This window comes from Burkholderia sp. Ac-20379, from assembly GCF_017104645.1.
Taxonomy (GTDB): domain Bacteria; phylum Pseudomonadota; class Gammaproteobacteria; order Burkholderiales; family Burkholderiaceae; genus Burkholderia.
Genome location: NZ_JAAGPF010000216.1, coordinates 1 through 12,440, shown reverse-complemented (window position 1 = coordinate 12,440; position 12,440 = coordinate 1). Strand labels below are relative to the sequence as shown.

Below are 12,440 nucleotides of genomic sequence, written 5' to 3'. Positions count from 1 at the left end.
CCCGACTGCTGGCGGCGCACGGCCAATACCGCGCCGCGCTGCGCCGCCGCCCTGGGTTCAGGCATTACCGTCACCCACCTCCTCGGCGCAATGGCAGGCCACCTGCCGTCCATCGACCTCCCGCAACGCGGGCACCTCGGCACGGCAGCGCTCGACCGCGTACGGGCAGCGCTGGTGAAACGCGCAGCCCGACGGTGGATTGAGCGGCGAGGGCAACTCGCCTTCCAGCTTGATCTGGATGCGCCGGTCCGACTCGAAGATCGCCGGCGTGGCCGACATCAGCGCGCGCGTGTACGGGTGACGCGGCCGCGCGTAGATGCTGGCCTTGTCGCCCAGCTCGGCTACGGCGCCGAAGTACATCACCATCACGTCGTCCGCCACGTGCTCGACCACCGACAGATTGTGCGAGATGAACACGTAGCTGGTGCCGAACTGCTGCTGCAGATCCATGAACAGGTTCAGGATCTGCGCCTGGATCGACACGTCGAGCGCCGACACCGGCTCGTCGGCCACCACGATCTGCGGCTCGAGGATCATCGCGCGCGCAATCGCCACGCGCTGGCGCTGCCCGCCCGAGAACATGTGCGGATAGCGCTTGGCGTGCTCGGGGCGCAGCCCCACCGTGCGCATGATCTCGGCGATCCGCGCCGCGCGCTCGGTGGGGCCGAGCGGCGTGTTGATCGCGAGCGGCTCGCCGAGCGTCTGCTCGACGGTCTTGCGCGGGTTCAGCGAGGCGAACGGGTTCTGGAACACCATCTGCACGCGGCGGCGCAGCGCGGCAAGCGCGTCGCGGCTCGCGCCGGCCACGTCCCGGCCGTCGATCCGCAACTGCCCGGCGGTGGGCGGCTCGATCAGCGTGAGCTGGCGCGCCAGCGTGGATTTGCCGCAACCGGATTCGCCGACCACGGCCAGCGTGCGGCCGCGCGCGAGCGTGAACGACACGCCGTTGAGCGCCTTGACGGTGGCCTGGCCGAACATGCCGCGGCGCACCGCGTAGTGCTTGGCGAGGCCGTCGGCGGCCAGCACCACGTCGTCGCGATCCGCCGTGCGCGGCTGTGCGAAGACTGCGTTCATCGTGCACCTCCCGACGGTTCGAGCGCTTGAAGATTCAACGGCCGGATGCAGCGCGCGCGCATCGCGGCGTCGCCGGGCGCCAGCTCGGCCAGCGCCGGACGCGCCTCGTGGCACGCGCCCACCATGTACTTGCAGCGCGGCGCGAACAGGCAGCCGGTGGGCCGGTCGTCGCGCCCCGGCACCATCCCGGGCAACGCGGCCAGCCGTTCGGCGCCCACGTTGTGCTCCGGGATCGCCGCGAGCAGCGCCTCAGTATACGGGTGATGCGGCGACGCGAAGATGTCGGGCACACGGTTGGTCTCGATGATCTCGCCCGCGTACATCACGGCCACGCGCTGCGCGACCTCGGACACCACGGCCAGATCGTGCGAGATCAGCACCAGCGCCATGCCGCGATCCTTCTGCAGCGACACCAGCAGATCCATGATCTGTGCCTGGATCGTCACGTCGAGCGCGGTGGTGGGTTCGTCGGCGATCAGCAGCTTCGGGTTGCAGGCCACGGCCATCGCGATCATCACGCGCTGGTTCATGCCGCCCGACATCTGGTGCGGGAAGGTATCGATGCGGTTCTTCGCGTCGGGAATCCCCACCTGGTCGAGCAGTTCGAGCGCGCGCTTGTTCAGCGCGTCGCCGCGCAGCCCCTCGTGCAGCTTCAGCACCTCGCGGATCTGGTAGCCGACGGTGTAGCTCGGGTTCAGGCTCGACAGCGCGTCCTGGAACACCATCGCGATGTCCTTGCCGACGATGCGGCGGCGCTGGCGCGGCGTGGCCTTGAGCAGGTCGACGCCGTCGAACGTGACTTGATCGGCGGTGACGACGCCGGGCGCGTCGACCAGGCCCATCAGCGCCATCATCGTCACGCTCTTGCCCGAGCCCGATTCGCCGACCACGCCCACCACCTCGCCCGGCGCGACCGACAGGTCGATGCCGTCGACGGCGGGCAGGCCGTTGAAGTTCACCGCGAGATTGCGGATGGTCAAAAGGTCGCTCATGGTCAGGCCATCCGTTTCAGTTTCGGGTCGAGCGCGTCGCGCAGGCCATCGCCGAGCAGGTTGATCGCCAGCACCGAGATCAGGATCGCGAGGCCCGGCATGGTGACGATCCACCAGGCGTTGTCGATGTAGTCGCGCGCCGAGGCCAGCATCGCGCCCCACTCGGCCGCCGGCGGTTGCACGCCGAGGCCGAGGAAGCCGAGCGCGGCGGCATCGAGAATCGCCGACGAGAAGCCCAGCGTGGCCTGCACGATCAGCGGCGCCGTGCAGTTCGGCAGCACCTGCGAGAACATCAGCCGCAGCGTGCCGGCGCCGGCCACGCGCGAGGCCGTGACGTATTCCTTCTGCAGCTCGCCGAGCGCCGAGGCGCGCGTGAGCCGCACGTAGCCGGGCAGCGCCACGATCGCGATCGCGAACATGGTGTTGGTCAGGCCCGGGCCGATGATCGCCACCACCGCCACCGCCAGCAGCAGCGAGGGCAGCGCGAGCAGCACGTCCATCACGCGCATCACGGGCGTGTCCGCCCAGCGCTGGAAGAACGCGGCCACGAGGCCCAGCACGATGCCAGGAAGCAGCGCCAGCACCACGGAAACGAGCCCGATCCAGAACGACAGCCGCGCGCCGTACATCAGGCGCGAGAGGATGTCGCGGCCGGCTTCGTCGGTGCCGAGCACGAAGCGCCAGTTGCCGCCGTCGAGCCAGGCCGGCGGGATCTTGACGAAATCGCGGTATTGCTCGATCGGGCTGTGCGGCGCGATCAGCGGCGCGAGAATCGCCACCAGCACGATCAGCAGCACGATCAGGCCGGCGAACACCGCGCCGCGGTTGCGGGCGAAGTGGTGCCAGAATTCTTGCAGCGCGAGCGTGCGGCCGCCGGCGGCGACCGACGGCAGCGCGTCGGGAAGTTCGCTCATCGAATCACCTCGTATGGCGGATGCGGGGGTTGAGCACGCCGTACAGCAAATCGACGACGAGATTGACGACGATCACCAGCGTGGCGATCAGCAGGATGCCGCCCTGCACCACCGGGTAATCGCGGCGACTGATCGCATCGATCAGCCACTTGCCGACGCCCGGCCACGAGAACAGCGTCTCGGTCAGCACCGCGCCGGCCAGCAGCGTGCCGACCTGCAGGCCGATCACGGTCACCACCGGGATCAGCGCGTTGCGCAGCGCGTGCACCACCACGATCCGCGCCGGCGACAGGCCCTTGGCGCGCGCGGTGCGGATGTAATCCTCGCGCAGCACCTCGAGCATCGACGAACGCGTCATGCGCGCGATCACCGCCAGCGGAATCGTGCCGAGCACGATCGACGGCAGGATCAGGTGGCTCACGGCCGAGCGGAACGAACCTTCGTCGGGCGCGAGCAGCGCGTCGATCAGCATGAAGCCGGTGACGTGCGGGATGTCGTATTCCACGGCGATGCGGCCCGACACCGGGGTCCAGCCGAGCGTGGACGAAAACACCATGATCAGGATCAGGCCCCACCAGAAGATCGGCATCGAATAGCCGGTCAGCGCGGTGCCCATCACGCCGTGATCGACCACGGTGCCGCGCCGCAGCGCCGCGATCACGCCGGCCGGCAGGCCGATCGCGAGCGCGAACACGAGCGCGCAGATCGACAGCTCGACGGTGGCGGGGAAGCGCGCGAGGAACTCGTCCATCACGCTCGTATTGGTGACGATCGACAGGCCCAGGTCGCCGTGCAGCGCACGGCCGATGTAGTGGACATACTGCATCGCGAGGGGCTGGTCGAGGCCGAGGCGGTGCATCGCCTCGGCATGCATCGCCGGATCGACGCCGCGCTCGCCCATCATCACTTCGATGGGATCGCCCGGTATCAGGTGGATCAGCGCGAACGCAAGGATGGTGATGCCGATGAAGGTCGGAATCACCATGCCGATGCGGCGCAACACAAATCGCAACATGGCGGGTCTCGGTTTTCGAAAATCGTGGGGACGAAATGCAAACGGCGACGAGGGGCCGAGCCCCCCGTCGCCGGATCAATTATGGTGCAGCAACGTCAATGTGGCGAACGGCCAATGCTTACTTGACGCTCACGCCGTCGAAGCGGATATAGCCGAGCGGCTCGATGCGCTGGTCGACCACGTTCTTGGTGGTCGGCTGGTAGACGGTCGAGTTCGCGATCGGCGAATACGGCACCTGCTGCGCGAAGATCTGCTGCGCCTGCATGTAGATCTTGCTGCGCGCGTCCTGGCCGTTGGTGACGCGGCCCTTCTGGATCAGCGCCTCGAACGATTTATCGCACCAGCGCGAGAAGTTGTTGCCGTTCATCGCCGTGCAGCCGAGCAGCGTGCCGAGCCAGTTGTCCGGATCGCCGTTGTCGCCCGTCCAGCCGATCAGCATCGTGTCCTGCTCGCCCGAGTGCGCGCGCTTGATGTACTCGCCCCATTCGTACGTGACGATCTTCGCCTTGACGCCGATCTTGGCCCAGTCGGACTGGATCATCTCGGCCATCAGCTTGGCGTTCGGGTTGTACGGACGCTGCACCGGCATCGCCCACAGCGTGATCTCGAAGCCGTTCGGGAAGCCGGCCTTGGCGAGCAGCGCCTTGGCCTTCGCGGTGTCCTGCGCCGGCATCTTCAGGTTCTTGTCGAACGACCATTGGGTCGGCGGCACCGGTGCGTCGGCGGCCTGGCCCGCGCCCTGGTAAACCGATTCGATGATCGCCTTCTTGTTGATCGCCATGTCGAGCGCCTGACGCACGGCCAGGTTGTCGAGCGGCTTGTGCTGGACGTTATAGGCCAGGTAGCCGAGGTTGAAACCCGGCTGCGACGGCATCGCCAGGTTCGCATCGGCCTTCAGCGTGGCGATGTCGGCCGGACGCGGATAGCTCATCACCTGGCACTCGTTGCGCTTGAGCTTCTGCACGCGCACGCCGGCATCGGGCGTGATCGAGAAGATCAGCTTCGAGATCTTCACGTCGCCCTTCTTCCAGTAATCGGGGTTGCCGTCGTAGCGGATCGTCGCGTCCTTCGTGTAGCTGCGGAACACGAACGGGCCGGTGCCGATCGGCTTCTGGTTGATGTCGGGGGCCTTGCCCGCCTTGAGCAGCTGGTCGGCGTATTCGCTCGACAGGATCGAGGCGAACTCCATCGCCATGTTCTGGATGAACGGCGCGTTCGGCTCCGACAGCGTGAACTTGACGGTATACGGATCGACCTTCTCGACCTTCGTGATCAGCTTGTCGAGGCCCATGTCGGTGAAGTACGGGAAGCTGACCGGGTAGGCCTTGCGGAACGGCTGGTTCGGATCGAGCATGCGCTCGAACGTGAACACCACGTCGTCGGCGTCGAATTCGCGCGAGGGCTTGAAGTAATCGGTGGTCTGGAACTTGACGCCGTGGCGCAGGTGGAACGTGTAGGTCTTGCCGTCGGGCGAGACGTCCCACGATTCGGCCAGGCCCGGCTCGACCGTGGTGCCGCCGCGCTTGAATTCCACGAGGCGGTTGTAGATGGTGAACGTGGCGGCCGAGAAATCGGTGCCGGTGGTGTACTGGGCCGAATCGAAACCGGCGGGGCTGCCTTCCGAGCAATAGACGAGCGTCTTGTTCGGGATCTGCGCATGTGCCGCGCCGGCGACGCCGAACGTTGCCGCTGCAACGGTCGCGATCGCGACGTGCAACAGACGATTGGATTTCATTGTGGTATCTCCAGGTCTCGTGCCGGCTGGCGCCAGCGTGCGGCGATCTTACTTGAGCTTACGCGCGGCGAACAAGCTGGCCAAAATGCCTACGCCAACGCCCGGCCGGGCTTGCCCGCCGATTTCCGGCGTGCTTGCGCGCGGCGCGCGCGGCCTGCTGCGACGCGGCATCGCAGGCCGTGGCGTTTCGTCGAATTGCTAAACACGGCGCCGGATTTGGCGGCCCGCGCGGAACACTTGCCGGCACAGCGGAGCCCCCGCCCCGAACCGTGCACGAAATGACAGAACCGCGCCGCCGCGTCAGCGCGCCTCGCCCGGCGCGATGCGCGGCATGCAGGCCACCGCGACCACCGACAGCGCGATGCCGGCCATCACGTAGTAGGTCGGCGCAAGCGGCGTGCCCGTCTCGCGGATCAGCCAGGTGACGATGAACTGGCCGAATCCGCCGAACAGCATGACGGCGACGTTGTACGCAAGCGACAACCCGGTGGAGCGCACGCGGGCCGGGAACAGCTCGGCCATCATCGCGCCGAACGGCCCGTAGTAGCCCGACAGCGTGATCGACAGCACCGCCTGCACCACGACCAGCCGGCCGACGCTCGGCGCGGCGTCGAGCCAGAGGAACAGCGGGTAGATCAGCACCAGCGTGGCCACCAGCGACCACAGCGACAGCGCCTTGCGCCCGATGCGATCCGACCACGCGCCGGCCAGCGGCGTGAGCACGGTCAGCAGCAGCCCGCCGACGATCACCGCGTAGAACGATTGGTCGTACGGCAGCTTCAGTTGCTTGACGGCGAACGTCGGCAGATAGCCGATCAGCACGTAGATCGTCACCGTCAGCGCGATCACCGAGCCGAGCCCGCAGATCACCTCGCGGCCATGCTGCGAGAACACCTCGCCGAGCGTGGCGCGGCGCGCGCTGTCGCGCGCGGCCACGAACGCGTCCGAATCGGCCAGGTGGCGGCGCAGGTAATAGCCGATCGGGCCGATCAGCAGCCCGAGCACGAACGGCACGCGCCAGCCCCAGCTGCGCAGCGCCTCGGGCGACAGCCCGTGCGTGACGAGCGTGCCGACCAGCGCGCCCGCCAGCAGCGCGGCGGATTGGCTCGACATCTGCCAACTGCCGTAGAAGCCGCGTTGCGACGGCGGCGCCGCCTCGATCAGCATCGCCGTGGCGCTGCCGAATTCGCCGCCGGCCGAGAAGCCCTGCAGCAGCCGCCCGCACACGATCAGAAGCGGCGCGCCGATGCCGATCGCGGCATAAGTGGGCGCGGCGGCGATCAGGAAGATGCCGCCCGTCATCAGCAGGATCACGAGCGAGAGCGCGGCCTTGCGGCCGGCGCGGTCGGCGTAGAGGCCGAGCACGATGCCGCCCACCGGCCGCATGAAGAACGCCACGCCGAACGTGGCGGTGGTCAGCAGCAGCGAGCCGTATTCGCTGCTGCTCGGAAAGAACAGCTCGGCGATCACCACCACCATGAAGCTGAACACGGTGAAGTCGTACCACTCGAGCGCGTTGCCGATCACGGCGGCGATCACCGCGCGGCGGCCGGGCGCGGCGCGGCCCGCGCGGGTGGAGTGGGCCGGTTGGGTCTTGTCGGTTGCCGAAGCCATGCGTCTCCCGTTCGTCGTGGTTGCGCGGCGCGCGCCGCGCATGCGCTGCGGCGGGGCCGTGGTGTCAGCGAGTGTAGGGGCGCGATGGGCGCGATTACAAGCGGCGTAAAAAAACCCGGCGGGCGAAGCCGGCCGGGTTGGCTGCGATGCGGCGCGCACGCCGCCGGGCGCGATCGGCCGTCAGGCCATCTTCGTGAACGCGCTGCACCAGCCTTTCGCGGCGACATCCTTGCCCGGGAACGCGATGCAGCCCGCCGACGCGCTGCCCTTCTTGCCCTGATACATCGAGCAGGCCGCGCAATCCTGGCCGGCGGCGAATTTCGGGAATTTGGCCTTGTCGACCTTCGACGCATCGGCCTTGTAGCCGAGCGCCACGGCGGTCGGATCGGTTTCGGACAGCAACGGCGCGGCGAAGGCCTCGCGCGACAGCGCCAGCGCGGACATCGTGCCGATGCTGGTGATCAGGAAACTGCGACGGGACGTTTTCATGGGGACGTGCTCCAGCTTCTTGCGATGGGGGACGGCCGCTCTGACGGCGGCACGGCCGAAGCATAACGTTCCTGCATGGCCTCTGCGCTGACGAATGCCGGAGATAAGCCAGCGCTGAAGCCGCGCGGCTTGCAGGGCGCTTTCAGCGTCGTGCGCCTGCAAGCCGCGCGATCCCCGTCGTGCCCCCTCGCGCGTTCAGAAGCCGATCGGCCGCCGCTTCGGCATGCCGTCGTCGGCGCGGATATCGCCGGCGCGCACCGCATCGCGGCCGTCGAGCCGCGCCGCGCCGAAGCCGTGCAGCAGCGCGCGGCGCATGGTGCGCGGCGGCACCGCCGCCAGCGCCGCGAGCGCGTCCTCGCCGAGCTGCTCGGGAAAGCGCCGGCCCCACGCATGGGTGCCGCGGATCTCGCCGTAGATCGTCTGCGCGATGCGGCGCGCGCCGGCCGCGTCGGGCGGCGCGATCTCGTATACGTTCATGCGGTTCAGGATCGGCTCGGGGATCGACGCGGCGTCGTTCGCGGTGGCGATCCAGATCACGTTGCCGGCGTCGATCGGCACCTCGGCGAACTCGTCGACGAAGCTGCTCGCGGTGTCGTGTTCGAGCAGCGCGTAGAGCGCGCCGAGCGGATCGTATTGCGCGTCGTTGCCGGCCTTGTCGATTTCGTCGATGGCGATCACCGGGTTCGAGTAGCTGCCGTTCACGAGCGCGTCGAACACCTTGCCCGGCTTCGCGTTCTTCCATTGCGACGACGCGCCCGACAGCACCCAGCCCGCCGTCAGCGAACTCATCGGCACGTAGTGATAGGCGGTGCCGAGCATCTGCGCGAGCGCCTTGGCGAAGTGGGTCTTGCCGATGCCGGGCGCGCCGAGCAGCAGGATCGGCATCAGTTCGAGCCGGTCTTCGGTTTCGAGGCACAGCGCCACCTGCTTGCGCACGTCGTCGAGCGGGCCGGAGAAATTCGGCAGCGCCTCGGCCAGCGCGTCGAACGCGGGCATGCGCGTCGGCTTCACGCAGAAGCGCAGGTTGCCCGTCTTCAGCATCTTCTCGTAGGTGGCGCGCAGGGCCTCGCTCGCGCCGTCGTTCAGATCGTTCAGCGCCGTCTCGATCTGCTCGAGATCGTAGACCCGGCTGAACGACGCCACCGCCAATTCCTGTTTCACCATCGCCGTCGTCATTGCACACCTCCACTTGCCAGCCCGGTTGCCCCGGGCACGCCACCGCTGCCGCCGTTGCTGCCCGGCGCGGCATCAGACCCCTCGCAGCCAGTGTTGGGCAGACAAAAGCGCCGCGCAAGCCAGCACTCGGCGGCGTCTGCTGCCAATCCGCCAGGCGCTGCACGGCGCGGCAAGCGCGCGTATCATCGACGATTCACCGCGTCGCGCGCCGGCCGTCCGCCGCCGCGCCGCCGGCTTCACGAGGAATTGCCGATGACCGAGCTTTCGCCGCTGACCGCCCCCGTCGCTGGCCGCACGCGCACCGCGCGCGGCGCGAAACCGAATGCCGCGCGGCGGGCCGGACACGTTTCGAGCCGGTTCGCGCCTCCGATGTCCTCGTTGCTTCGCCTCTCCTGCTTCGCTTCCGTTCGCGCCGCCGCATCGGCCGCCGCCATGGCCGCCGTGGCCGGCCTGTTCGCCGCCGCGCCGCTCGCCGCGCAGGCCCAGGCCGCGCCGGGCAGCCCGGCCGCCACCGGCGCGCCGCCGTCGATCGCGTGGGAGATCCGCGTGCAGCACGACGGCCAGACGGTCGACACGTTCCAGCGCACCACCACGGTCGGCCAGTCGCGCACCGACACGCACACCTATCCGGTCACGCTGCCGGCCAACTGCACGGGCAAGGATGCGTCGATCGTGGCGAAGGTCCACCCCGAGCGCACGCGCACCGTGACGGTCGCGCCGCTCTACGTCGACGGCGGCGCCGTCACGCTGCAGCTCGACGCGCAGGAAACGCTCGACGACGGCGACGGCTGCACGCTCGCGCCGCGCCAGATCTCGGCCAATCATCCGGGCCTCGCCGTGCATGCCGACACCTGGACCGACTGGGCCCCGGCCGACAAGAACGCGCACCTGCTCTACCAGGTGCGCGCGCACGTCGTGCAACAGGACTGAGTCATGCACGCCGCTTCCCACGCCTTGCCGTTCGCCAAGCCGGAATCGGCCCCGAACGAAATCACCGCGGTGAGCTGGAACCTGCACAAGGGGCGCTCGCCGCTCGGCTTCACCGCGTGGAACGCCATGCGCCGCTGGGTCGAATCGACCCACGCCGACGTCTATTTCCTGCAGGAAGCGATGGCGCGCCGCATGCCGCGCCCGGTGCTGGCGGCCGGCTTCGGCGCGCCGATGGACGATCCCGTCGACGATGTCTGGCACTGCCAGGCCACCGAAATCGCGCGCGCGCTCGACTGGCAGATCGCGCTCGGCCCGAACGTGTTCAAGCCGTCGTGGCGGCACGGCAACGCGATCCTCTCGCCGCATCCGCTCGACCTCGGCGGCCGCTGGGACATCTCGGCGCACCGCTTCGAGCGGCGCGGCCTGCTGGTCGCGCGCGCCACGCTGGCCGGCGCGGCGCCGATCACGCTGCTGTGTGCGCACCTGGCGCTCACGCGCGCGGCGCGGCTGCGCCAGATGACCTGGATCGCGCACTGGATCGAACGCCACGCGCAAGATGGCCCGCTGATGCTGGCCGGCGATTTCAACGACTGGCGCAACGATTCGGTGCCGCTGTTCGGCGAGATCGGCCTGTCGGAAGTGGCCACGCTGCTCGGCGAATCGGGCCGCACGTTTCCGGCGTTCTCGCCCGCGCTCGCGCTCGACAAGATGTTCGTGCGCGGCTTCACGCCGCTCGAATGGCGCGCCCCCACCGGCGACACCGCCTGGCTGTCCGATCACCTGCCCTACGTCGCGCGCCTGCGCGTGGATTGAATCGCCCGCGCGGCATTGACGGAATCGGCAGGATCACGAAATTTCCGTTGCATTTCCGCGCCGGCGCCGGGGTCAAACGCGTTGCGCCCTCAAGCAGGGTAAAATACGGGGTTCTCCAAACGTCTATTAACGGGTAGGCCTGCGCTTTCGAGAGCGACATGCCCGCCATCGGCCGGTCTGCGGATCGGGCCGGTGCCCTCGTTTTCCGTCTCGTATCCGTATTCCATGAGCAAATTCGATACCGCTACCGTCCTGTCCGTCCACCACTGGACCGATACGCTGTTCAGCTTCACCTGCACCCGCGATCAAGCCCTGCGCTTCAATAACGGCGAATTCACGATGGTCGGCCTCGAGGTCGACGGCAAGCCGCTCGCGCGCGCCTACAGCATCGTCAGCCCGAACTACGAAGAGCATCTCGAGTTCTTCAGCATCAAGGTGCAGGACGGCCCGCTGACCTCCCGCCTGCAGCACTTGAAGGTGGGCGACCCGGTCCTGATCGGCAAGAAGCCCACCGGCACGCTGGTCGCCGACAACCTGCTGCCCGGCAAGACGCTGTGGATGCTGTCCACCGGCACGGGCCTCGCGCCGTTCATGTCGATCATCCGCGATCCGGATATCTACGAACGCTTCGACAAGATCGTCCTGACGCACACCTGCCGCCTGAAGGGCGAGCTGGCGTACATGGATTTCATCAAGCACGACCTGCCGGGCCACGAATACCTCGGCGACATCATCAAGGACAAGCTCGTCTACTACCCGACCGTCACGCGCGAAGCGTTCGACAACGAGGGCCGCATCACCGACCTGATCGCCACCGGCAAGCTGTTCAGCGATCTCGGCGTGCCGTCGTTCTCGCCCGAGAACGACCGCGTCATGCTGTGCGGCAGCACCGCGATGCTGAAGGACACCACCGAACTGCTCAAGCAGGCCGGCCTCGTCGAAGGCAAGAACAGCGCGCCGGGCCACTACGTGATCGAACGCGCATTCGTCGACTGATCGCCCCCGCGGCCGTTTGTCACATAAAAACCGGAGCCTGGCTCCGGTTTTTTTATTTCCCGGACATATCTTCCGGTTACAGTTCTCGCCCTGCGCGTTACAAAACCTTGCTGTTTCTGCGTTGTCAACGCTACGAAACGTTGTTTTTTCACGCGAAATCACGTGTCGGATTTTTCCGACACAACCCATCAGATTTTTAGTTTATTTCCTCGGTAACCCCCCGTCCCGCGCGCCTTGCTCATTTATTCTGAGTTAAGATCCGTTGCGTTTTGACCTGCCTTATCAGTTTTGCGAAGGGTCAAAACATTTATTACAGAATGTAAATTCTGTTACCCCGGCAAGGCTTTTGAAGCGCAGCCGGCACTGGCCCCGGCACGGATTGGCGGCCCGAATCGACCCTGATTTTTAGCTGGAAGGAGCCGCATGGACAGGTCGCGTATCGCATTCGACGCGAACGCCGCACCCGCACCGGACGACCATCCGGCCCGTTTTGTCCTGCTTGCCGACCCGATGTCCACTGCCCCCGAACCGTCGCCCGCCCAGCGCGCGCACCTCGCCGATCTGTCGGCCGAACTTGCCGCCGCCGACGAACACGCGCGCCGCCACCTGGCCCGCGAACTGCACGACGGCCTCGGCGCCGATCTGACCGGCGCACGCTTCGCTCTCGCCAATCTCGACACCTGGTTGCCCGA

General features: G+C 67.6%; 12 protein-coding genes and 1 pseudogene. 4 read left to right on the top strand and 9 right to left on the bottom strand.

What is annotated here, in order from left to right:
* Nucleotides 1-57: 57 nt before the first annotated feature.
* From G3N92_RS23070 to G3N92_RS23030, 9 genes are all read right to left on the bottom strand, one after another.
* On the bottom strand, nt 58-1,074 hold the full coding sequence (locus G3N92_RS23070) for a peptide ABC transporter ATP-binding protein (RefSeq protein WP_206129897.1): 1,017 nt from the start codon (nt 1,072-1,074) through the stop codon (nt 58-60).
* Complete coding sequence (locus tag G3N92_RS23065; RefSeq protein WP_206129896.1) at nt 1,071-2,066, bottom strand: ABC transporter ATP-binding protein; 996 nt, start codon at nt 2,064-2,066, stop codon at nt 1,071-1,073. Before G3N92_RS23065 ends, G3N92_RS23070 begins: the two co-directional genes overlap by 4 nt.
* A gap of 2 nt (nt 2,067-2,068) precedes the next feature.
* Complete coding sequence (locus G3N92_RS23060; protein ID WP_206129895.1) at nt 2,069-2,980, bottom strand: ABC transporter permease subunit; 912 nt, start codon at nt 2,978-2,980, stop codon at nt 2,069-2,071.
* A 4-nt stretch (nt 2,981-2,984) separates the two neighbouring features.
* Nucleotides 2,985-3,995: an ABC transporter permease subunit gene (locus G3N92_RS23055; protein ID WP_206129894.1), complete on the bottom strand. Its 1,011-nt coding sequence runs from the start codon at nt 3,993-3,995 to the stop codon at nt 2,985-2,987.
* Nucleotides 3,996-4,113: 118 nt separating this feature from the next.
* A complete protein-coding gene (locus tag G3N92_RS23050; RefSeq protein ID WP_206129893.1) occupies nt 4,114-5,730 on the bottom strand; it encodes an ABC transporter substrate-binding protein in 1,617 nt (538 codons plus the stop codon).
* Nucleotides 5,731-6,030: 300 nt separating this feature from the next.
* Complete coding sequence (locus G3N92_RS23045; protein WP_206129892.1) at nt 6,031-7,344, bottom strand: MFS transporter; 1,314 nt, start codon at nt 7,342-7,344, stop codon at nt 6,031-6,033.
* Nucleotides 7,345-7,524: 180 nt separating this feature from the next.
* Complete coding sequence (locus G3N92_RS23040; RefSeq protein ID WP_206129891.1) at nt 7,525-7,833, bottom strand: high-potential iron-sulfur protein; 309 nt, start codon at nt 7,831-7,833, stop codon at nt 7,525-7,527.
* Nucleotides 7,834-8,028: 195 nt separating this feature from the next.
* Nucleotides 8,029-9,009 carry an AAA family ATPase gene (locus G3N92_RS23035; RefSeq protein ID WP_206129890.1) on the bottom strand — a complete coding sequence of 327 codons (981 nt, stop codon included), beginning with the start codon at nt 9,007-9,009 and terminating at the stop codon, nt 8,029-8,031.
* Nucleotides 9,010-9,245: 236 nt separating this feature from the next.
* Nucleotides 9,246-9,443 (bottom strand): hypothetical protein, encoded by a 198-nt coding sequence (locus G3N92_RS23030; RefSeq protein WP_206129889.1) that lies wholly within the window; start codon nt 9,441-9,443, stop codon nt 9,246-9,248.
* Here G3N92_RS23030 and G3N92_RS23025 point away from each other — a divergent pair.
* From G3N92_RS23025 to G3N92_RS35360, 4 genes and pseudogenes are all read left to right on the top strand, one after another.
* The gene (locus tag G3N92_RS23025; RefSeq protein WP_206129888.1) at nt 9,442-9,939 is read left to right on the top strand and encodes a hypothetical protein; all 498 of its coding nucleotides are present in this window, start codon (nt 9,442-9,444) and stop codon (nt 9,937-9,939) included. The genes G3N92_RS23030 and G3N92_RS23025 overlap by 2 nt on opposite strands.
* A 3-nt stretch (nt 9,940-9,942) precedes the next feature.
* Entirely contained in the window at nt 9,943-10,752 is an 810-nt protein-coding gene (locus G3N92_RS23020; protein ID WP_206129887.1) for an endonuclease/exonuclease/phosphatase family protein, read from the top strand.
* Nucleotides 10,753-10,977: 225 nt separating this feature from the next.
* Complete coding sequence (locus G3N92_RS23015) at nt 10,978-11,748, top strand: ferredoxin--NADP reductase (protein WP_206129886.1); 771 nt, start codon at nt 10,978-10,980, stop codon at nt 11,746-11,748.
* A 423-nt stretch (nt 11,749-12,171) separates the two neighbouring features.
* Nucleotides 12,172-12,440 (top strand): annotated as a pseudogene (locus G3N92_RS35360) (sensor histidine kinase); the annotation flags it as partial.